Here is a 22,138-nt window from a genome sequence, read left to right as displayed (position 1 = left end):
GAGGAATCTCGCTGAATTTTGTTGCTTATTGAGTGAAAAGCCCTGCTTGCGGCTTTCTATACTGCACGCCCCCTGAGCTGGCCGGTGTGTCGGCCGGACGGGTTTACCCACGAGGTGAGCCCGCTAGGACAGCGTCACGGCGACCCGCTGTGGCGCTGAACACTCGGTGGTTCAATCCAATAACAAAATGAGGTTGTATCCCCATGCCAGCTGGCAACCACCTGCCCCATGGCGAGACCGCTTCTGGCGGCCCGCTCAAACGCGAACTCGGTGAGCGGCATATCCGCCTGATGGCCCTCGGCGCCTGTATCGGTGTCGGCCTGTTCCTCGGTTCGGCCAAGGCCATCGAGATGGCCGGCCCGGCGATCATGCTCTCCTACATCATTGGCGGCCTGGCGATCCTGGTGATCATGCGCGCCCTCGGCGAGATGGCCGTGCACAACCCGGTCGCCGGTTCGTTCAGCCGTTATGCCCAAGACTACCTTGGCCCGTTGGCGGGCTTCCTGACCGGCTGGAACTACTGGTTCCTGTGGCTGGTGACCTGCGTCGCCGAGATCACCGCCGTGGCGGTGTACATGGGCGTGTGGTTCCCCGATGTACCGCGCTGGATCTGGGCCCTGGCGGCCCTGGTGAGCATGGGCACCATCAACCTGATCGCCGTCAAGGCCTTCGGTGAGTTCGAGTTCTGGTTCGCCCTGATCAAGATCGTCACCATCATCGCGATGGTCATCGGCGGTGTCGGCATCATTGCCTTCGGTTTCGGCAATGACGGTGTTGCCCTGGGTATTTCCAACCTGTGGGCCCACGGCGGCTTCCTGCCCAACGGCGTGCAGGGTGTGTTGATGTCGCTGCAGATGGTGATGTTCGCCTATTTGGGCGTGGAGATGATCGGCCTGACCGCCGGTGAGGCGAAGAACCCGCAGAAGACCATCCCCAATGCCATCGGCTCGGTGTTCTGGCGGATTCTGCTGTTCTATGTCGGCGCGTTGTTCGTGATCCTGTCGATTTACCCGTGGAATGAAATCGGCACCCAGGGCAGCCCCTTCGTGATGACGTTCGAGCGGTTGGGCATCAAGACCGCCGCCGGCATTATCAACTTCGTGGTGATCACCGCTGCGCTGTCGTCGTGCAACGGCGGCATCTTCAGCACCGGTCGCATGCTCTACAGCCTGGCACAGAACGGCCAGGCTCCGGCGACGTTCGCCACCACTTCCAGCAATGGCGTGCCGCGTCGCGCCCTGTTGTTGTCGATAGGCGCGTTGCTGTTGGGCGTGTTGCTCAACTACCTGGTGCCGGAAAAAGTCTTTGTGTGGGTGACGTCCATCGCCACCTTCGGCGCGATATGGACCTGGGTGATGATCCTGCTGGCGCAGCTCAAGTTCCGTCGCGGCCTGAGCCCGGATGAGCGCGCCGGGCTCAAGTACCGCATGTGGCTGTACCCGGTCAGTTCCTACCTGGCGCTGGCGTTCCTGGTGCTGGTGGTCGGCTTGATGGCCTACTTCCCGGACACCCGGATCGCGCTGTACATCGGCCCGGCGTTCCTGGTGCTGCTGACCGTGTTGTTCTATGTGTTCAAGCTGCAGCCGGCCCAGGCTGGCCAGGGTTCGCCGCGCTCGGCATGACCCCCTGAACGATGGCCTGCCTGCCCCTTGCGACAGGCAGGCCACAGGTCAGACGTGTTGCAGGGTCAGTTGGGTGCCTTCTGTCAGTTGCCGCACCAGGCGGTTATGTTCACTTCGTTCTTCCTCGGCCAGTGACTGGCGGCGCTCCAGGTACGCATCCGAACGCTTGTCCGGCAGTTGCTGCTCGAGCACGCTGACTTTGTAGCTCATGGTGTCCTTGATGGTCAGAAACGGCTCCGGCTCGCTACTTGCCAAATATTCGATCCAGAATTCGCTCATCAAGATCCACTCCTGCAAGGCGGGCGACTCGCCAAGCCGGAGCAGGGTGTTGCGCGCAGTGTTGACCACCTCGTCCGTGACGTAGTCATTCACGGTGTACAGCAGTTCCAGCGGATAAAACGGCAGGTCGAACTCACGGGCCAGTTTTTCGCGCAGGTACACCGTTACCTCGGCTGGGTCGACCGTCAGGTTGGCCCGTTCACGCTCAAGAATGAACTGATCGGCAAAGTGATCCAGCTGATTGAGGTAGAAGCAACTCTTGGCCAGCGCCAGCAAGGCCCTGTCGGCCATGTAACTGCGGGGTTGCTGCTTGGCCTGGTGGATACGGTGATGCAACTCCATGTTGGTGAACGCCAGCAGCACACTGTCGCCGCAGTCGCCTGAGCCGTAGGTGTTGAGGCATACCGTGTCGCGCAGTTGCCTCGACTCGCCCATGGCGCTCAGTAAGGTCCAGACTCTGTGGGTCAATGCTCTCCTTGGGGTGTCGCCGTGGATGTAGGCGTAGGTCCGCGTCAGGTCCTGCAAGACCCGGAACACATCATCGGCACTCGCCGTCTCATTGGTTTTCAAACCCTCCCACAGCGCTCTGCGTGCCGGTACATCCTGGAGCGGCACGCCCATCAGCCATTGGCTGAGGTCGTCGACGGCCACAGCCGTATGCCGAGGCGTACGCAGTTGGCCACCCAGGCGAATGCCGGTATCCAGCCGGTACGCTTCGATACTCGCCAGGGTCGGTGCCGACAGCGGGTTTTCATGCAGGAGCGTGTTGCGATTGGCGGCTTGCAGCCAGGGGTTGGTGAAGACCTCTTCTGGAATGGTGGAGATCTGGTTTTCCTGCAGGTGCAACTCCATCAGGTACGGCAGCGCACTGGCGCCACGGGGCCATTGCGTGATGCCGGTGTTACCCAGGTGCAGGATGCGCAGTTGGGTCATTTGACTGACATCCGGGGCGAGTGCCAGGTCCGGGTTGTCGCTGAAGTCCACGTTGCGCAAGTTGACCATGGTTGCCAGGCGTTGTACCGCCTCTTCGGTCAAGCGGATGTCGTTGTCGTTCAGGTCCAGGTAGGTGAGCGAGGTCATGTCCGTGATTGCACTGGGCAGTTCGGTCATCCGGCAATCGAGGTGCAATGCCTTGAGCTGGTTGAATTTAGCGAGGAATTCAACCGCCGAAGACGGGAAGGCATTGCCGGAAATCCGCAGGTGTTCAATATGGCTGAAACCGCTGGTACCTGTGATGAACGAGGCGGGTGGCAGGCCACCATCGTCCAGTTGCAACTCCAGGGAGTACACGTGGAACAGCCCGGCGATGTAGACCGCCCTGTTGTCCCGCCGCCATGCCTGGCGCAATTGCTCGGCAATGTAGCGGCGCCGGGCCTGGCGCTGCCCGATGGGGTCGTCGATCACGTTGTCTTCATCCAGCACGGTTTCGCTCCAGCGCCGCAACTCCAGGTCCATGGTCTGGTACTCGGCCTTGCGACGTTCGAGCTCAATCAACACCGCCGGCTCAGTGAGGTTCAGCGACTGGATCAATTGGCGCGCGTCGTCGCGGGTGAAACGCGGATAAATCTCTTGGACCTTGGCCACCAGGTCCGGCGGCCTGGGGCCGTTGAACGGCCAGAAACGTGACCAGAGCGGGTACACCAGGAACGAACGCTCCAGGCCCATCGCCGGTTGCATCCAGGGTTGCAGGTGCGGGATATCCAGCAGGCCCTTGATCTCTACGCGGCGGGACAGGGCGATATCGGCGAGTTGCTGGCGCAGTTCGGTGATGCCGGTTTCATCGGTAACGCCCAGGACCGTTTGCTCGCTCGCCGACAAGGTGCTGAGAATCACCCTCAGCAAGTCGTTCGAAGGTTGGCCAAGGGGCACGCTGTTGGCGTCATAAGCCTGATAGCCACGATGGGTCTTGGCCACGGTCTTGCGCGAGGTGCCTACCAAATGACCGGCCGTTTTGAGCAGGCGCCCCTGTTCGTCGCGTTCGCGAATATCGATGCGCACATGCCTCGGCCAGGTGGGCAGGAGTTTGAGCAAATGCAGGATAATCCGGTCGCTGTCGGCATTGGCGCAGGCAGACACATGCAAGCCCTCATAGGCGCGGTTCAGTCGCAGGTCGTGGCTACTCAAGCGCGCCTGTTCCGCGAGTCGCAGGCTCAATTGGTTGTTTTCATGCAGTTGCTTGAGTTCGCGTGGCGAGGCGTGGCCAAGAATCGCCGTGACGGTGCTGGTGGGCAGATCGGGATGCTTGGCCTTGAACCGTCGCACCGACTCGCTGCCCCCGGACTCGCTGCGTTGGTACAACGAGCTCAGGATCTGCGCCTTTTCCCGGTCGGTGTAGTCGACGATCCGAGTGATCAGCTGGAACAGGCGCTGCTCGTGAGTCGTCGGCAATTCACCGAGCAGGGCAAGGGTCACGTCATCGTGGGTGATAATGTTTTCCAGCAGCCTGGCGTTTTTGAAGTCGGATTCGGTGATCTTCACCGTCAGGTCGTCCGGGCTGCTGCGTTGCGGGTATTGATGGGTGACCTGGTGGTTGTCATCGACAATTTGCAGTACGTGGCTGTCGGGCCATTCCGGCAGGCTGGAGAGCACCAGTAATTGCAAGTCCGGTCGGGCGTTGGAGGCGATGGGGGTTTCGTACATCGCGTCGATGAACTGGTCGATTTCCTGGTCGATCCTGAAGCGTTTGCAGGTGTCGACCAGCAATGGCGGCGCTGCACGGCCGCAGCGGTGAACCTGGCGCAATAGGTGGGCAGGGGTGTCGGTCAGGGCGAGGATGTTTTTGGACATGTCCTGGGTGAAGCTGTGGTGATTGCCCCCCAGGCGATAGAGCAGGCTATGGTCGTCCCAGCTCATCGGGTTCTCGCTGGACAGGCGCCAGGCACCGTGACCGTTGTGCTCCAGGGTCGGGGTGTCGACGCCGACCTTCTGCGGGTGCTTGAGCCGCCATTTAAAGCTGCGCTTGTCATAGATGATGCGGTACAGAGAACCGAACAACGGCAGGTAGTGGCGGCCTTCCAGGGGGAAAATACCTTGGGCATCCGGTTGCAGGGCGGGCGGCAAGGGCAATGTGTGTTCGTACTGCGCCAGTGACCCGTTGACCAGGCTCACAAAACCTTCGGGGGTGCGTTGGCTGCTCATGTAGTCGCCCAGGGTGTGGCGCAGGCCCAGCGCATCGGTCGCACTGTGCATGCCCAGCGCCTGGTGCTCGTGGGGTTGCAGTACCGAGCCGATGGCCAGGTAGAAACTGTCGACGACCGGGGACACGGCAATCGTGCCGGCATTGCGCATGTCGTAGGCCTCATAGGCGCCGTCGCCTGAGTGCCGCAGCTCTACGGTTCGGTCGTCTGGGCCGCTGGAGCGATAGGGGGTGGCGATGGCTCCGGCATGCACTTCTGTGATCACGAAGTCGCGCTTGAGCCGATGGCGTACCAGCGCCGATGCGAACTCCCTGGCCCATTGGTCGGCGTCAGTGTTGTAGGGCCTTGGGTGATAAAGCCCGTCGATTGCCGCGTCGATACGCAGGGCGATGCGGTGGTTTTCCAGTTCTTCATGAAAGTGGCTGGGCAGCGCCCCCTCCTGCAAGTAGGCCTGCTGTTGGCGCGGTGTCAGAGGGTGCTGCTGCAGCAGGCGTTCCAGCAGGGCTGGGGACAAGGGGCGATTGAGATCGCGCAGTTTCTTGAGCAGCGGCGTGACCGCCACCAGCGGGGCCGATGCCTGGATGGGCAAGAAGCGTCGGGCATTGATGGGCGGGAGTGGTTCACTTTTTTCATACCCGGCATAGCTGAAGATTGCCGCGAACAACGCCATCCGCTCACGGCTCGCCAGCGCGGCCACGTCCCGGCGAACGCTCATGATCCGCTGTTCGGGCGAGGCGTCGGCCTGATCCGCCAGGCCCAGCCGTGAGTGGGCCGGTTGCAGGCTGATGATCAGGCTCAACAGCGGCTCGGCCCGATAGGGCGGCTGGCCACGATCCCCTTCGACCTGGTAGCCACTGTCTTCACTGCGGATGAGGGTCAGGGTCTTTGACTCGGCCACCGTGTGCTCGAGGTTGCCGAAGGTTTCGATCACGCTGCGTTGCGGGTCGCTGATGCTCAGCAGCAGGCTGGCGGGCCAGTCCGGCAGTTGGGTCAGCAGGCACAGCACCAGGCTGTCACCGTAGGGCGGCAGGTAACCGGGCTCAGGGAAACGTTCGATGATCTGCTGGATCACCTGGTCAGCCTGCAGGCGCCGTACGCCCTCGATCAGGTTCAACGGTGCCGGTTCGCCACGCCAGACCCGATCCAGGGTGGTGCGGGTGGTTGCGGTGCTGCGCAGCATGCGTTCCAGGTCGAGCTGATGGATGACCGACGAACCGTTGGGCAGCATCCGTTGCAGCAATTGGATATCCGAGAGGGTATGAGCGTTGTGCAGGTCGAAGGTCCAGGCCTGCAGCGCGGGCTCGAACACAATGGGTGGCTTGTAGCTGCTGCGACCATTCTTGAGCACGTAGCGCAGGCTCGGCACGTCGTGGCTCACTTCGGCTACCAGGGGCTGGCCTTCATGATGCAGCTTGACGTATTGCTTGCCGTGTACGGTGAACACGCCCAGGGCATCGGCGCTTTTGCCATCCAGTAGGTATTGCCGATCATGGGCATAAGGGCCTGGGTCGGCCTTCCACAGTTCATCCACGCCGTCGGGGCGCGTGACCTTGCGGGGGTTGCCCAGCCGTTGCAGGTGTTCGAGCATGCGTTGGCGATGGGCTTTACCCGCGACATTGATCAGGCGTCCGCTGATCGCCAGGTCGGCGACGTCGGTCAGGGTCGAGGCAAAGCCGCTGGCGTCGCCCTTGGCGGCTTCATTCAGGCCGACGCTGACGCTGTAGGTCATGCTGCCCAGCACCGCCAGTTGCATGATTCGGTTCATGCCCGTGACGCCACCGGGCAGGGGGGTCAGCAGCAGTTGCAGGACTTCGGATGCAATGGCGGCGGCGGCATCCTTGACGGCTTGCCAATCGGCTTCGGAGCGGCTGCTGGCGAGGGTGTCCATGTCGGCCTGGCAACGCTGCAACTGACGATATGCCAGGGCTTGGCGCAATGTCTCGGCGGGGCCGGCATGCGGGTCGGTGGCGAAGCGGATATCGTTGAGTGTGCGTTCCGGGAAGGCGTTGTGAAACCCGTCGTACAGTGTGCCCGCCAGCCAGTTCATGCCCTCGGGGCGTTTTTCCTGGGTCAGCAATGACTGGAAGGCCGACAAGCCCACCAAGGGCAACTGCCGGGAAAACCAGCCGAGGTCGCCTTGCTGGTGACTGTCCAGCAGTTGCTGACGAAAGTCGGCTTCTGCCGAGCGGGCATCGTCGTGGTAGCGAAACGCGCCGCCAGGGCGGAAGGGAAAATAGGACAGCACCCCGAGGCTGGCAATCTTGATCAGCATCAAGGGCACGGGAATGTAACTCTCCCACGCCACGAATGGCACGGAGACAATGGGCGTGACGCCTGAGGTCAGGCTCAGGCTCTCGATCGACAGCTGCGTCCCGCTGCCGTCGATCGATGCCCTGAGGCGCTCATACATCGTGCGAGTCAAACCGTTGTGGGCGCGGTTGCGCCAGGCGTCTAATACATCGAACTGCAGCAGGGCCTGCGCGGCGTCATTCATCAATTGACGCAGCGTGCCATGCTCGCCCAGCGTGGCTCGGATCGTAACGTGCAGTTGGTGACCCAGGTCCAGCTCGCGGGCGATGCCGATGAACTCGCGGGCACTCAGGCTTCGGTCGCCGTCGGGACCGACCACGCGGCTGGCATCAATCAGGGTATAGCCGGAATCCGTGCGAGCGTACGCGGTGAAGCCGAAGTTCACGCAGGCTGCCTCCCACAGCGACAGGCTCTTGACGTGTTCGATATGGCGCAGGTCCATATCCGAACGACGCGGCACTCGGATGTGGCTGCCGGTTCGCCGCTCCCATGGCAAGGGTTGTTCCACTTTTTCCAGGTAGGTGGTTTCGAAGCGGTACTGTTCCGGGTCGCGCCCGCCGATCCTGTCGCGCAATTGCGCCAGGCCCTTGGTCTTGAAGGCACTTACGACCCGTTCTTTCTCGGTCTCGACTGCCGTCAAGGCCGCGAGGGCCTGGCGTTGCAGGTTTACGAAACGTCGCTTTTCCTCGTCGTCCAGGCCATCCAAGGCTTGGATCACGTTGCGCTGGATCAGCTCCAGTGCCTGTTGCTGGGTCCAGGAGGTACTCGATTGCAGATTGCCGGACAGGCCGTTGAGTAATTGTTGAGTCGGCATGCGCTCTACCTTTCACGATAAGTGGAGGGCAGATGGAAGCACCGCGCATGCCGGCGCTGGGGCTATCTATTTAAGGGCCGGCGCCTCGCCGCGCAGCGCCAGGTCCAGGCGCTTGTTGAACTCCAGCCACGCCGCCAGCCCGGCCATCAGCGCCAGGCCCAGCAACGCGCTGAAAACCTGCATCGGCCAGGCATCCTCGACCTGGGCGTTGAGCATGTCCGCCAGCGGTGCCAGCAGCACGCCGAGGCAGAACACCTCCAGGGAGTAGCGGCCCATGCGACAGCTTTGTTGCGCCCACCAGGTTTGCGTCCAGCCGCGACCCGGCAACAGCTTGGCGGTGACATAGGCCAGGGCCAGGAAGTGCAGCAGGCGCAGCGGCGACAGGTCGGTCTTGCTGATGGGGTAGATCAGGTCGCTGAGCCACGACGGCATCAGCGCGTCATGCACCTCGGGCCAGCGCCATGACAGGGTCAGCACACACGCCACCACGGTGTACACCGCCGCCGCCATGAACAACGGCTGGCGCTTGAGCGGGCGCTGTTCCGGCGGGCGCGCCTGACTGGCCTGCAGCGCCGCCGCGCCACCGAGGATAAACAGGAACTGCCAGGTCACCGGGTTGAAGTACCACACGCCGTCGGCAATCGCCCGCAGGTTCCAGCCCATCCACGGCGCCAGCAGATACACCGTCGCCGACGCGGCCACCACCAGCCAGGTGTGGCGCAGCAGCAGCGGCAACACCAGCGGCAACCCCGCCAGCAGCACGATATACAACGGCAGCGGGTCCATCAGGTTGGGCTTGAAGCGCAGCAGCAACTCGTCGGTCAAGGCTTGTTGCGGGTTGGTGATGAAGTGCGTCAGGCCCATTTCCTGGACGAGGTCGCGGGTTTCCACCTTGCTGTTGGCGAAGAACACGATGCCCATCAGCATCGCCAGCAAAAAGATATGCACCACGTACAGCACCCAGGCGCGGCGCAGGATCTTCAGGCAGGCCATCCAGTAGCCTTCGCGTTGCAAGACCTTGCTGTAGGCCAGTACCGAGGCGTAGCCGGCCAGAAACACAAAGACTTCCGCAGCATCGCTGAAGCCGAAGTTGCGCAGGGTGATCTGGCCGAGGGGGTTGTGGGGGACGTGATCCCAGAAAATGAAGATCAACGCCAGGCCCCGAAAAAAATCGATGCGCGGGTCGCGTCCGTTCAGCATGGCAGCGGGCTCTTGAACAAAAGGTTTAGTAATGACCGGCGAGCGCGCAGGTTGTCGTACGCCGCACGTCGGGCGGGCGCAGGTTGGCGGTATTTGTAAGCAATTGCAAAGGTTGGGTATTACTGAATGTCTCTAGGCGTCAATGATCACCAGGGTGCCCTGGCTACCTGGAAGTACGGCATGAGCGGTGCCTGCTTCCACGAGGTACATCTGGCCGGTCTCTACGTGGATCTCTTCATCAGCGATGCTCAGGCGCAAATGGCCGCTGATCACCAGTAGCCCTTCGTTGTAGTCGTGCACCTCTTCTTCGTAAGCCTGCTCATCCATGCGCAACACCTTGATCCGCGCCGGGCCGACCTGGCCCAGGCGTATCGATTTCCAGCTGTCAGGCAGTTGCCCGGCGAGTGCAGCGAAGTCCAGTAACGGCATGTGAATCTCCTTGTTTCTACGATGCCGTCGGTGGTCCGGTTCAGCGGGGAAGAGGTGGGTCAGAACGCATCCATCAGCAGCACTTTGCACGGCTTGGCCTGGTGCTCATTGATCTGCGGCACCAGCCGGGTGAAGTGTTCGGTCTGGCAATGGGTGTCGAGCGCGGCCTGGTCGGGCCATTGCTCGATGAAAATGAAGTGCCCTGGGTCTTTCTGATCGACAAACAGATCGTAGGCGATGCACAGCGGTTCCTGGCGGGTTTTTTCCACCAGTTCGGCGTACCAGGGACGTACGGTGTCGAGGTATTCGGGTTTGATGAAATCTTCGGCGATGACTTTCAACACGATCTGGGTCCTTAAGCAGCGGCGACTTCATGGGGCTCAAAACTGTCCGCCCGCGCCATCTGCCACATGCGCGAATAGAACTCGCCATTCACTTCGCCGGTGAGCAACTCGCCAGGCTTGAGGAACACATGCAACTGCGAGAACAGCTTGATCTCGGTGGCCGACATGCGTCGTACCAGATGCTTGGCCGACAGCTGCGACGGATGATCCAGGCCTGCCGCCGCGAGCATTTCGGCCAGGGCCTTGAGGGTGTTGCGGTGGAAGTTGAACACCCGCTGGGCCTTGTCCGGCACCACCAGTGCACGTTGGCGCAATGGGTCTTGGGTGGCGACGCCGGTGGGGCATTTGTTGGTGTGGCACGACTGCGATTGAATGCAGCCAATGGCAAACATAAACCCCCGCGCCGAGTTGGCCCAGTCGGCGCCGATGGCCAACACGCTGGCGATATCGAAGGCGCTGACGATCTTGCCACTGGCCCCCAGCTTGATCTTGTCGCGCAGGTTCAGGCCTACCAGGGTGTTGTGCACGAACAGCAGGCCTTCGCGCAGCGGCACGCCGATATGGTCGGTGAACTCCACGGGCGCGGCGCCGGTGCCGCCTTCCTTGCCGTCGACGACGATAAAGTCCGGGAGGATGCCGGTTTCGAGCATGGCCTTGGCAATGCCCATGAACTCCCACGGGTGGCCCAGGCAGAACTTGAAGCCCACCGGCTTGCCGCCGGACAGTTCACGCAATTGGGCGATGAATTGCATCAACTCGATGGGGGTAGAGAACGCGCTGTGACGTGACGGCGAGATGCAGTCTTCGCCCATCAGGATGCCGCGGGTTTCGGCGATCTCTTGAGTCACCTTGTGCTTGGGCAGGATGCCGCCGTGGCCGGGTTTGGCGCCCTGGCTCATCTTGATTTCGATCATGCGCACCTGCGGGTTCTGCGCCTGCGCGGCGAAGCGCTCCGGGTCGAAGCGGCCGTCGCTGGTGCGGCAGCCGAAGTAGCCGCTGCCCAATTCCCAGGTCAGGTCGCCGCCGTTTTCGCGGTGATAGGGGCTGATGCTGCCTTCGCCGGTGTCATGGGCAAAATTGCCAAGCTTGGCGCCTTGGTTGAGCGCGCGGATCGCATTGGCGCTCAACGAGCCAAAGCTCATCGCCGAGATATTGAACACCGACGCCGAATACGGCTGGGTGCATTGCGGGCCGCCGACCATCACGCGAAAGGCGCTGGGGTCGCTCAGGGGCGCGGGGCGCATGGAGTGGCCGATAAATTCGAAACCCAGCTGGTACACATCGATCAGGGTGCCGAAGGGTTTGTCGGCGGTTTCGTTCTTGGCTCGCGAGTACACCAGGGATCGTTGCGAGCGCGAGAAGGGCAGGGCGTCGCTGTCGGACTCCAGCAGGTACTGGCGGATTTCCGGGCGGATAGCTTCCACCAGGTAACGGATATTGCCCAGGATCGGGTAGTTGCGGCGCACCGCGTGGGGGCTTTGCAACAGGTCGAAAATACCGATCAGGCTCAACACGCCGGTGACCAGGGTGATGGGCCACAGCCATTCGTGTTGGATAAAGGGCAGGCTGGCGAGGGTGAAAATGACGCACACGGCAAAGAAGGCGTAGCGGCTTAGCAAGGACAGGCTCATACGGTTTCCTTGGGTTCGGACTCTCAGGTCGATCCGGCATTCTGCGCCAGTAACGAAACGCCAGACAACCTGCAGGTGTACTCAGTTTGATCCCGGTGATGGGACGGACTGGCCCGAAATAGACAAGGCGCGGCTATCGGTCAGTTCAAACCGGGCCTGGTTTTCGGTGGTCGAATCTGCCCCGACGAAGACGGTGAACGTACCGGCCTCAATCACCGGCGAAAAGTTGCTGTCGAGCAGGGCGAAGTCTGCCTGGTCAAGGGTGAAGGTCAGCTCCCGCGCCTCGCCGGGCGCCAGCTGCACTTTGCGGAAACCGCGTAGTTGGCGAACCGGGCGGGTCACGCTGGCGACATCATCGCGCAGGTACAACTGCACGATGTCTTCGCCTGGGCGCGCTCCGGTATTGGTGACGGTGACCGCCACGCTCAGCACTTGGGTGGACGCCAGCCGCTGTGTGCTGAGCCGCGGTGCGGAGTAACTGAACGAGGTATAGCTCAGGCCGAAGCCGAAGGGATACAGCGGCGTCCAGTGTTCATCGATGTAGCCGGAGGTATACCTTTCATCGCCGCTGGGCGGACGCCCGGTGCTTTTGTGCGCGTAGTAGAGGGGGATCTGCCCCACGTTGCGCGGGAACGTGATCGGCAGTTTGCCGCTGGGGTTGACGTCACCGAACAGGATATCGGCCACGGCATGGCCCATCTCACTGCCCAGGAACCAGGTTTCCAGCAGCGCCGGCGCCTGGCGCACGTTCTGCGAGAGCACCAGCGGGCGGCCATTCATCAACAGGATGACCACGGGTTTGCCGCTGTCCAGCAGGGCACGCAACAGCGCCTCCTGGGCACCCGGCAGGTCGAGGTCCGCGCGACTGCGGGCTTCGCCGCTCTGATCGGCGCGCTCGCCGAGCACGGCGATCACTACCTCGGCGCGGCGGGCGGCCTGCCGGACCTCGTTGAGGTTCTGCGTCTCGGTGCTGATGGGCGAAGCGCCGGGCAGGTAAACCACCTCGGTGCCAGGGGCGACGGCGCGGCGTATGCCCTGCAAGACCGTGATCGAATCTTCGGGATGAGCCGCCAAGGCCCAGGGGCCGATCGTGGCCTCGGCGTCCGTGGCCAGGCTGCCGACCACCAGCACGTTGCGCAGGTGCTTGGACAGCGGCAGCAGGGCGTCGGTGTTTTTCAACAATACGATGGACTTTTGCGCGGCCTCGCGTGCCAGTGCCCGGTGCTGCGGTGTCAGGACATTGGCCCGTTGCCGCGCCTCGTCGCTGTAGCGGTAGGGATCGTCAAGCAGTCCCAGGCGCTGCTTGGCCTGGAGTACACGGCGCACCGCATTATCCACGGCGGTCAGGGGAACCTGGCCAGTGCGCACCAGGGTGGGCAGGTATTGGCGGTACGTCTGGCTGACCATGTCGATGTCCACCCCGGCGTTGAACGCCAGCCGTGCCCGGTCGGCCGGACCGCCGGCGATGCCGTGCTGGCTCAGCTCCCAAATGGCGTTGAAGTCACTGACAATGAGGCCACGGAACCGCCACTGATTGCGCAGCACACCGGTCAACAGCGCGGTGTTGCTGTGCAGGGGCGTCCCGGCCAGTTCGTTGAACGAGGGCATGATCCCATCGACGCCAGCCGCCACGGCCGCCTGGAAAGGCGGCAAGTACACTTCCCGCAACGTGCGTTCCGACACGTCGGCGACGTTGTAGTCGCGCCCGCCTTCGGCCGCGCCGTAGGTCACGAAGTGTTTCGCGGTCGCCAGCATATATGACGGGTCGGCAGGCCCGGCGCCGTGGAACCCCCGCACCTTGGCGCTGGCCAGCGCTGCGCCCAGGAACGGATCTTCGCCGGTGCCTTCCACCACACGGCCCCAGCGCGGGTCGCGGGCAATGTCGACCATGGGCGCGAAGGTCCAGTGTATGCCGCTGGCCGTCGCTTCAACGGCCGCCGCGCGAGCGGTCCGTTGTGCCAGGTCAGGGTCCCAGGCAGCGGCTTGCGCCAACGGCACGGGAAATACAGTGCGAAACCCGTGGATCACATCAAAGGCAAACAACAACGGTATAGGCAGGCGCGAACGGGTGACGACGTGTTCCTGCAACCGGCGGGTCTGTTCGACGCCGTAGGCGCCAAGGACCGAGCCTACGGTGTTCATGGGCAGTTGCGCCAGATCGCCTTGGTCAATGACCGGGCCTGTAGGTGTGTCCTGGACGCCGAGCTGGCTGAGTTGGCCGACTTTTTCTTCCAGCGTCATCTGTTGCAACAAGGCCTCTACGGGGTCTTGCTCACCGGCGTGGAGAGCGTTGCCGCTGACACTGAACACCACGCAGAACAGCGCCCATTGGCCGCCGAGCCTCATGGACTATTGCCGGTGTCGGTCGTTGAAGGGGTACCGATTGCCGTCGATTCCGAATGGAAGGGGTGGTACTGATACAGCCAGGTCTCTGACAGCGGCTGGCCGTCCAGGCGCAGGAACAGGCGCAATTCCACCGGCTCCTTGCCGTCGACGTTCAGGTCGAACTGTGCTCGCCAATGGCCGGCGACGCCGTCCGGCACCGCTTCGGTAAAGACCCGGCTGAGGGCGCCCCTGGAGCAACTGATCACGGCCTCGGGCTTGACCCCCGGTGCGAGTTTTTCCAATGGGGCGCCCTGGAATTCCACCACGAATTTACGTACCCCCAGCGGGCGCGGCTCACCCGGTGAGCCGCCTTTGCCCAGGCGAGTGGCCACGCACACCGCCAGTGGCGAAACGTAGGGCTCCCGGGCCAGCCAGTGCAGGCGATACCGCAGCGCATAGCGGTTGCCCGCTTCCGCCGGGGCCGAGGGCACCCACATCGCGACGATGTTGTCGTGGATCTCGTCGTCGGTGCCGTTTTCCATCAGTTGCACGCTGCCTTCGCCCCAATCGCCCAATGGCTCGACCCACAGGCTGGGACGCCGTTGGTAATTCACCCCATCAAGGTAGTGGTCGAAATTACGGTCGCGCTGTAACAGGCCGAAGCCCTTCGGTTGCCGGTCGCTGAACGCCGAAACCAGGGTGCGTGGCGGGTTGTTCAAGGGCCGCCAGATACGTTCTCCGTTGCCGGTCCAGAGCGCCAGGCCGTCGCTGTCGTGGACCTCGGGGCGCCAGTCGGCGGCGGTGCGCTTGGCGGTTTCACTGAACCAGAACATCGAGGTCAGCGGCGCAATGCCCAGCCGGCTGACGTTCTTGCGCAGGAAAAACGTGCAGTCGATGTCCATGACCACGCCCTGTGTGCGGTGGATCTCGAAACGGTAGGCGCCGCAGATACTGGGGCCGTCGAGCCGCGCGTAGAGGGTCATGGCGTTTGTGTGCTGGTTCTTTGGCGGCTCGAACCAGATGTGGGTGAAGTCGGGGAATTCTTCGGCCTTGCCGGCTTGTGCCACATCCAGGGCAATCGCCCGTGCCGACAGGCCGTACTGGTACAACTCGCCGATGGCCCGGAAGTACGACGCGCCAAGAAAGGCCACCCAGTCGTTCTGTTGCCACGCCAGCCTGGCCTGGTCGCCCAGGCGGCTTTCCTGGATACGAAAACCGGCGAACCCGCTGTTACGGGGCAGGGCATGGGCCGGGCTGTCGCCCGGCATATCGAAGTGCGCCGGGTCGTAGACGATCTCGCGGGCGATGCCGTTGTCCAGCACATACAGCCTGACGGGCGTGCGAAAAAACGACCCCAAGTGAAAGAATGTCACAGGGAACTTGCCGGGGCCTTTGGCGAACAGGGCGTGCTCGGGTTTGAAGCGGATCTGGCCATGGGCGGCGTAGTCGAGTCGCGCCAGCAGCGCGGCCGATGCGGTGCTGGGGTAGGTGTAGGGTTTCAAGGCATCGGCCTGTGCCTGTTCGATCAAGCCTTCGAAGGAAAAAGCGCTGGGCTGGTCGGCTGTATCGGCCGCCAGGGCGCCCCTGCCCAGTGGCATGAGCAAGGCGCCCAGTGACGCGTATGTGAGGAACTCGCGACGCGTAGACATGCTGTCCTTTCCTTCGACGATGAGGGTCCAGGCCTCACGTTCAGCACGCCACCGGCATGCAACCGTGTTGCTTGTGTGGAGTCTCGAGTCGGGAAAAGGGTCTGTCTACTGTCAGAAATAACAGGGTGCGCAGGGGCGGATGATTCGGCGGCGTGTCCTACGCCGCCGTCTGCCGAATCGGCAATACCACGCGAAACTTCGTGCCCTTGCCCAGTTCGCTGCTGACAGAGATATCGCCATGGTGTTTCTTGACGATGCCGTAGGAGAGTGACAGCCCTAAGCCAGTGCCTTCGCCTACCGGCTTGGTGGTGAAAAACGGGTCGAAGATTTTCTGCACCGCCTCGGGGGCAATCCCGCAGCCGTTGTCCGCCACTTCCAGCCACACGTTCTCGCCTTCCACGCCGTTGCTGATGGTGATGATGCCGCGCTCCGGCCCCATGGCCTGCGCCGCATTGATCACCAGGTTCATCACCACCTGGTTGAGCTGGGAGGCCAGGCATTCGATCTCTGGCAGCGGCGCGTAGTGCTTGACCACATCGGCCTTGTACTTGAGTTCGCTGGCAACGATGTTCAGCGTCGAATCGATGCCCTGTTGCAGGTTTGCGAATTGCCAGGTCTGGTCGTTGTCCACCCGCGAGAAGTTTTTCAGGTCCTTGACGATCTGCACCACGCGGCCGATGCCCTCCTTGGACTCGCGGATCAACACCGGAATGTCTTCCTGTAGAAACTCCAGTTCCAGGCGGGTGCGCAAGGCCTTGAGCTGCTCGTGCTGTTCACCCGTGGCGAGGCTTTCTTCGGCCTGCCGGTAAGCCTCCAGCATCTGTTGCAACTGGTTGAAGTAGCCGTCGAGGGTGCTGAGGTTGGAGGAGATAAAGCCTACCGGGTTATTGATCTCATGGGCCACGCCCGCGGCGAGTTGCCCCAGGGAGGCGAGTTTTTCCGACTGCACCAGTTGGCTTTCCAGGTGCTTGCGCTCTTCGATTTCCAGCTGCAGCGCGTGGGTGCGTTGTTCCACCAGCCGTTCCAGATGAGTGGTTTGCAGGGTGGCGCGACGGGCCATGTCCCATTTATTGGCCAGGGTGTTGGCCATCTGCTGGACTTCGATGTTATCGAACGGTTTTTTCAGGATCAGCAAGCGATCATGGCCTTGCAGGCGGTCGAGCAGGTCCTCCCAGGAATAGTCCGAGTACGCGGTGCACACCACCACTTGCAGGTCGGGGGCGACTTTCCAGAGCTCTTCTATGGTCCTCGCGCCGTCCCAGCCCTGGGGCATGCGCATGTCGACAAACGCCAGGGCATAGGGCTGCTGGTGCGCCATGGCGGTGATGAGCAACTGCAGGCCTTCTTCGCCGCCGTAGGCCGAGTGCAGGTCGAAAGGGGGGGCCGTGGGTTTGCTGGTTTCACCGAACAGTGCCGACTCCATGTCATCCAGCTCCTGGTTGGATTCAGTGGGCGGCATCAGGATCTTGCGGAAATCCTCATGAATCGACGGCGTGTCATCAATCAACAGGATGCGCCGGTTGGGAGGCTGGTTCATACGAGGCTTCCGGCAGGAATGAGGGGGATAGTCAGGGTGAATAGCGCGCCCAGGCCCGGCCCGTCGCTGTGGGCGCTGAGGTGGCCGTCCATTTCGACGGCGGCCAGGGCGCAGCTGTGCAGGCCGAAGCCGTGACCTTCCTTGCGGGTGGTAAACCCGTGGGTAAATATCCGGGTCATGTTCTCGGCAGGTATGCCTTCGCCTTCGTCCTTCACGCTGATCTGCAACCTGTTGCCCTCCAGCGACTGGACTGTCAGGGTCATCTGCCGTGGCCGGTCGGTGAGGTTGGACATGGCGTACTTGGCGTTGCTGATCAGGTTGACCATGATCAGCAGCAAGCGGTGTTTGTCCCCGAGGACTTCCGGTACCTGCCCATAGTGCTTGACCACCGTGACATTGTGCCGGCTCAGTGCCCCCGCGTTCATGCGCAGGGCGTCTTCCATCAAGGTGCTGATCTGCACCGGTTCCTTCATCGAGGGCGCGCCCGCATAGGATTGTTGGGTGGAGACGATGTCCTTGATATGGTCCACGCTCTTGCTCAGTTGCCCCAGCTCCTCGATCAGGCCTTGCTGCTCGACGGCAATGGCGTCCACCAATTGGTTCAAGTAGCCGGGCAGCAACTTGCCCTTCTCATCCTCGGTGATAAAAGTGCCCAGGTCGCCCTGGCGTTCGTTGATCAACTGCATGGCCTTGCCCAGGCCCATTGCCTTGCTGCTGCGCAGTTTGCGGGTGACCAGGTCGGCGGAGATGTTCACGCTGTTAAGCACATTGCCGACGTTGTGCAGCACGTTGGTGGCGATCTCCGCCATGCCGGCCTGGCGCGCGCTGTCCATCAGCTCGCTCTGGGCATCCTTGAGCTGTCGGGTACGTCGTTCCACACGCTGTTCCAGGGTTTCGTTCACCGCCTGCAAGGCGCGGTTGACGCGGTTGATCTCGGCGAAACTACGCAGCAGGCGAACCGCCAGGAACAGCAGCAGGGCCACCAGCAGGGTCGAGAACACCAGCAGGTAACGGTGGTATTGCTGCTCGACCAGGTCGAGGGCCTGTTGGTCCTGGTTGAGGTGGGTGGTCAGGTCATCCAGGCGTTCGGCTACCGGAATGGCGGCGATCTGTTCGAGCAACGTGTTCACCACCGGCTGCTCGCGCAGGATCAGTTCGATGTGATTGCTCAGGATCTCCACCGGGCCGCGGAATTCGCTGGGCAGCAGTTCCTTGTTGACGGCCAGCTTGCCCAGGCCGACGAGAATGTCGGCGGCGCGCTCGTCGCTGGTGACCTGGGCGAATTCAAGGCTGCTGAGCAGCAGGTCGTAGGTGTCGGTGGCCACGCTTTGCAGTTGCGCTTTTGTATCGTCGTTTACCTGGTTGAACTGCGCCTGGATATCGTCTTCGGCGGTCGGCAGGAAAGCCAGGGAGTTGCGCAATACCGCGTTATGGGACTTGAACTGGTCGACGCGCCGGGCCTTTTCCTGGATGGCCGCTTGATAAGCCTGCTGGCTGGCTTCCCAGGCGGGCAGGTCTTGCGGGCTGTGGTACGAGCCGCGTGCTTCCAGCTCGGCCCACAACCGGGTCATTTCCGTCAGGGGCGTCACCAGGGGGTCGTAGTTGTGGGTGATGGCGATCCTGGCCTTGAGGACTTCGCTGTCCCACTGGGCATTGAGTTGCTGCAACTGCCGGATCAGGTCCCGGGAGTGGGTGTAGGAAGACGACTGGTCGCTGGACGACTTGATGTACAGAAAAATCAGGGTCGAGGCCAGCAACAGGGTGATCAATCCCAAGGCCAACTGGCTGGTGCGGCGGCGAGAAAGGGTCATGACGGTCTGCTCATAAAGGCTTGCCTTTCCATTCGCCGGTCAGGGTCTTGAGAAACTGGATGATCAGGTCTTTATCCTCCTGTGAAGGATTGCGCCCCAGTTGGAACTTGAACATGACGTCGACGGCTTCTTCCAGGGTCTTGGCCGAGGCATCGTGAAAATACGGGGCCGTGACCGCGACGTTACGCAGGCTGGGGACCTTGAACACGTGCCGGTCTTCCTCATCCTTGGTCAGCAGGTAGCGCCCCAGGTCCGACTCGACGGGGTTGCCGCGGACCTTGAAGTAGTCGCCCATCACGCCGAATTTCTGGAACATGTTGCCGCCGATGTTGATGCCCTGGTGACAGGCGATGCAACCGTAATCCTTGAAGCGCTGGTAGCCGTACTTTTCCTGGATCGTGAGGATGTCCGTGTTGCCCAGCAGGTACTGGTCAAACCGTGAGTTGGGCGTCAGCAGCGTGCGTTCATAGGTGGCCAGGGCGTTTTGCACATTGGCGGCGGTGACGCCATCGGGGTAGGCCTGCTTGAACGCCGCCTGGTAGGCGGGCAGGGCGGTCAGGTTCTGCACCACGGTGTTCCAGTCGCTGCCCATTTCCACCGGGCTGATGACCACTTGCTCGACCTGCGCTTCCAGGGTGTCCACGCGGCCATTCCAGAACTGTTTGAAGTTCAGGCTGGCGTTGAAGACCGACGGCGTATTGATCTCCACGGGTTTGCCGTCGAAACCCAGGGAGAAGGGCCTGGTGTCGGCGCCCCCGGATTCGAGGTGATGGCAACTGGCGCAAGACAGCGTGTTGTTCACTGACAGGCGCGGCTCATTGAACAGCTGGCGGCCCAGCTCGACCTTGGCCGCATCGAGGTGCGGCACCGGCGGCAGGGGTTTGAGCGCTTCGTCCAGCGGCGCGGCCGTCACGGTCGTCCCCAGGCACAGCCCCAACGCGAGGATGGAGCCGAAACGGTAGGTTGAAACATCGCTCAAGCGAGCACTCCTTGCAGGCATAGGGCTATTGGTCGGGCATCAGTGTGGGGCTGCCCACCTGCAGCAACTGGGCGAAATCCTTCGCAGGCACGGCCTTGCTGAACAGAAAGCCCTGGCCTTCTTCACAGTGCTGGGCTCTCAGGAAGTTCAGCTGTTCGACGGTCTCTACCCCTTCGGCGACGATGTTCAGCTCCAGGCTCTTGCCCATCCCGATGATAGCGCTGATCAGTTGCGCGTCCTGGCTATTTTCGTGCAGCCCGCGCACGAATGATTGGTCGATCTTCAGCACATCGATGGGAAAGCGTCGCAGGTAGCTGAGGCTGGAGTAGCCGGTGCCGAAATCATCCAGGGCCAGGCGCACGCCCATGGCCTTGATCCGGTTCAGGATATCGACCGTCTCGTCGACATTCTGCATCAGCACGCTTTCGGTGATTTCCAGCTCCAGCTGGTTGGGCGGCAGGCCGGTCTGCTTGAGGATGGCGGCCAGGTTGTCGACAAACTCCCGCTGGCGGAAGTCGATGGCCGAGATGTTCACCGAGATGCGCAGCGGCGCCAGGCCCATGGTGCGCCAGGCCTGTGCCTGTTCGCAGGCGTGGCGCAGCACCCACTGGGTCAAGGGGACGATCAGCCCGCTGTCTTCGGCCACCGGAATGAAGTCGGCCGGGTGGACCCAGCCCGAGCGCGGTTGAAACCAGCGGATCAGCGCCTCTGCGCCGAGGATCCGCCCGGTTTTCAGGTCCAGCTTGGGCTGGTAGTGCAGCGCAAACTCATCGTGCTCCAGGGCCTGGCGGATCGCGCTTTCCAGGTTCTGTTGATGCCGGGCGCGCAGGTTCATGTCTTCGGTGTAGAAACTCAGGTCGTCCGGGCCACGCTCCTTGGTGGTGTGCATGGCGGTTTCGGCGTGCTTGATCAGTTCCACCGCAGTGCTGCTGTCATTCGGGTAGATGCTGATGCCGAGGCTGGCGGTAACGCTCAGGTCGTGCCCCGCGACATGCCGGGTAACGCTGATGGCCTGGAGCACCTTCTGGGCGATGTGCTGGGTTTGCTGGGGATGCTGGACATCATTGAGCAGGATCACAAACTCGTCCGAACCATAGCGAAACACCGAGTCAGACTCACGCACGGCCGCCACCAGGCTTTGGCTGACCTGCTGGAGCACCTCATCCCCCACCGGATAACCCAGGGCGTTGTTGATGCGCTTGAAGCGGTCGAGCCCGATAAACATCACCGCCAGTTGCGTATCATGGCGCCGGCCCAGGGCAATGGCCTGGGTCAGGCGGTCGCCCAGCAGCGTGCTGTTGGGCAGCTCCGTGAGCGCGTCGTATTGCAGCAGGTGCGAGACTTTCAGCAACTCCTGCACGCGCTCCTCAATCGTGCGTTCGAGCCCGATCACCTTGAGGGCGGCATCCTGGGCGAGCTGCCATTTCCAGGTCAGGGCGCTGGCCATCTGGCGGATTTCCAGGTGGTCGAAGGGCTTTTTCAGGATCAGCAACTGGTCGTTGTACTTCAATCGCGCCTCGATCGCTTCAAAGGAATAGTCGGAATAGGCGGTGCACAGGGCGATCTGCAGGTTGGGATCGACGTTCCACAACTGCTCGATGGTTTGCAGGCCGTCCCAGCCGGGCGGCATGCGCATGTCGATGAACGCCATGGCGTAGGGGGTGTTGGTTGCCAGGGCCCGACTCACCAGATCCAAGGCCTCCTGGCCCTGGTAGGCGGAATCGAGGATAAACGCCTGGCGAGCAACGGCCGTTGTGCCGAACAGGGTCTGCTCAAGGGTATCCAGGGAGGGCTCGGCGTCGGCGTCGGCGCACAGGATCTTGCGAAAGTCCAGGTGGATGGACGTGGCATCATCGACGATCAGGATGCGACGGTTGGCCCGCCCTGCGTTCGGGTTCATAGTGCGCGCCTTATCTGCAAACGGTTCGACGGCATAACCATTCCTTCCTTGGTTCCATGGCTGAGCGGGGCGCAGACCTGCCGTGACAGTGTAGTCGAGGTCCCTTGAATTCGGCGGCCAGTTGGCGTCAAATCAACTCCGCGCCTTAAGCGAGGGAAGATGGCTTGGCAC

General features: G+C 62.3%; 12 protein-coding genes. 1 reads left to right on the top strand and 11 read right to left on the bottom strand.

What is annotated here, in order from left to right:
* Nucleotides 1-203 precede the first annotated feature (203 nt).
* Nucleotides 204-1,622: an amino acid permease gene (locus V3W40_RS03015; protein ID WP_065926556.1), complete on the top strand. Its 1,419-nt coding sequence runs from the start codon at nucleotides 204-206 to the stop codon at nucleotides 1,620-1,622.
* A gap of 48 nt (nucleotides 1,623-1,670) precedes the next feature.
* Here V3W40_RS03015 and V3W40_RS03010 read toward each other — a convergent pair whose 3' ends face one another.
* The 11 genes from V3W40_RS03010 to V3W40_RS02960 all read right to left on the bottom strand — a co-directional run bounded on the left by V3W40_RS03010 (nucleotide 1,671) and on the right by V3W40_RS02960 (nucleotide 21,967).
* Entirely contained in the window at nucleotides 1,671-8,162 is a 6,492-nt protein-coding gene (locus tag V3W40_RS03010; protein WP_330214410.1) for an NEL-type E3 ubiquitin ligase domain-containing protein, read from the bottom strand.
* Nucleotides 8,163-8,228: 66 nt separating this feature from the next.
* A complete protein-coding gene (locus V3W40_RS03005) occupies nucleotides 8,229-9,362 on the bottom strand; it encodes an OpgC family protein (protein ID WP_065948881.1) in 1,134 nt (377 codons plus the stop codon).
* Nucleotides 9,363-9,494: 132 nt separating this feature from the next.
* Nucleotides 9,495-9,791 (bottom strand): cupin domain-containing protein, encoded by a 297-nt coding sequence (locus V3W40_RS03000; protein ID WP_065926553.1) that lies wholly within the window; start codon nucleotides 9,789-9,791, stop codon nucleotides 9,495-9,497.
* 59 nt (nucleotides 9,792-9,850) lie between these two features.
* Nucleotides 9,851-10,135, bottom strand: a complete 285-nt coding sequence (locus V3W40_RS02995; RefSeq protein ID WP_065926552.1) for a putative quinol monooxygenase — start codon at nucleotides 10,133-10,135, stop codon at nucleotides 9,851-9,853.
* Between the two features lie 11 nt (nucleotides 10,136-10,146).
* The gene (locus tag V3W40_RS02990; RefSeq protein WP_065926551.1) at nucleotides 10,147-11,766 is read right to left on the bottom strand and encodes an FMN-binding glutamate synthase family protein; all 1,620 of its coding nucleotides are present in this window, start codon (nucleotides 11,764-11,766) and stop codon (nucleotides 10,147-10,149) included.
* Nucleotides 11,767-11,847: 81 nt separating this feature from the next.
* Complete coding sequence (bglX, locus tag V3W40_RS02985; RefSeq protein ID WP_330214409.1) at nucleotides 11,848-14,112, bottom strand: beta-glucosidase BglX; 2,265 nt, start codon at nucleotides 14,110-14,112, stop codon at nucleotides 11,848-11,850.
* On the bottom strand, nucleotides 14,109-15,689 hold the full coding sequence (locus V3W40_RS02980) for a glucan biosynthesis protein (RefSeq protein WP_330214551.1): 1,581 nt from the start codon (nucleotides 15,687-15,689) through the stop codon (nucleotides 14,109-14,111). The genes bglX and V3W40_RS02980 overlap by 4 nt, the downstream gene beginning before the upstream one ends.
* 208 nt (nucleotides 15,690-15,897) lie before the next feature.
* A complete protein-coding gene (locus V3W40_RS02975; RefSeq protein ID WP_065926549.1) occupies nucleotides 15,898-17,277 on the bottom strand; it encodes an ATP-binding protein in 1,380 nt (459 codons plus the stop codon).
* The gene (locus V3W40_RS02970) at nucleotides 17,274-19,088 is read right to left on the bottom strand and encodes a DAHL domain-containing protein (RefSeq protein ID WP_330214408.1); all 1,815 of its coding nucleotides are present in this window, start codon (nucleotides 19,086-19,088) and stop codon (nucleotides 17,274-17,276) included. The genes V3W40_RS02975 and V3W40_RS02970 overlap by 4 nt, the downstream gene beginning before the upstream one ends.
* Nucleotides 19,089-19,098: 10 nt before the next feature.
* Nucleotides 19,099-20,067, bottom strand: coding sequence for a cytochrome-c peroxidase (locus V3W40_RS02965; RefSeq protein ID WP_115487709.1), 969 nt, complete (start codon nucleotides 20,065-20,067; stop codon nucleotides 19,099-19,101).
* Between the two features lie 25 nt (nucleotides 20,068-20,092).
* The gene (locus tag V3W40_RS02960) at nucleotides 20,093-21,967 is read right to left on the bottom strand and encodes a putative bifunctional diguanylate cyclase/phosphodiesterase (RefSeq protein ID WP_330214407.1); all 1,875 of its coding nucleotides are present in this window, start codon (nucleotides 21,965-21,967) and stop codon (nucleotides 20,093-20,095) included.
* Nucleotides 21,968-22,138 lie beyond the last annotated feature (171 nt).

The sequence above is a fragment of the Pseudomonas sp. AM8 genome, from assembly GCF_036346475.1.
Taxonomy (GTDB): Bacteria; Pseudomonadota; Gammaproteobacteria; order Pseudomonadales; family Pseudomonadaceae; genus Aquipseudomonas; species Aquipseudomonas marginalis.
This window is presented reverse-complemented; position numbering and strand designations above follow the sequence as displayed.

Excerpts from the sequence above, each read along its gene's own strand:
- bglX (WP_330214409.1), bottom strand. The coding sequence starts at position 14,112 with ATGAGGCTCGGCGGCCAATGGGCGCTGTTCTGCGTGGTGTTCAGTGTC.
- V3W40_RS02990 (WP_065926551.1), bottom strand. The coding sequence starts at position 11,766 with ATGAGCCTGTCCTTGCTAAGCCGCTACGCCTTCTTTGCCGTGTGCGTC.
- V3W40_RS03015 (WP_065926556.1), top strand. The coding sequence starts at position 204 with ATGCCAGCTGGCAACCACCTGCCCCATGGCGAGACCGCTTCTGGCGGC.
- V3W40_RS02960 (WP_330214407.1), bottom strand. The coding sequence starts at position 21,967 with ATGAACCCGAACGCAGGGCGGGCCAACCGTCGCATCCTGATCGTCGAT.
- V3W40_RS03000 (WP_065926553.1), bottom strand. The coding sequence starts at position 9,791 with ATGCCGTTACTGGACTTCGCTGCACTCGCCGGGCAACTGCCTGACAGC.
- V3W40_RS02980 (WP_330214551.1), bottom strand. The coding sequence starts at position 15,689 with ATGCCACTGGGCAGGGGCGCCCTGGCGGCCGATACAGCCGACCAGCCC.
- V3W40_RS03010 (WP_330214410.1), bottom strand. The coding sequence starts at position 8,162 with ATGCCGACTCAACAATTACTCAACGGCCTGTCCGGCAATCTGCAATCG.
- V3W40_RS03005 (WP_065948881.1), bottom strand. The coding sequence starts at position 9,362 with ATGCTGAACGGACGCGACCCGCGCATCGATTTTTTTCGGGGCCTGGCG.
- V3W40_RS02975 (WP_065926549.1), bottom strand. The coding sequence starts at position 17,277 with ATGAACCAGCCTCCCAACCGGCGCATCCTGTTGATTGATGACACGCCG.
- V3W40_RS02970 (WP_330214408.1), bottom strand. The coding sequence starts at position 19,088 with ATGACCCTTTCTCGCCGCCGCACCAGCCAGTTGGCCTTGGGATTGATC.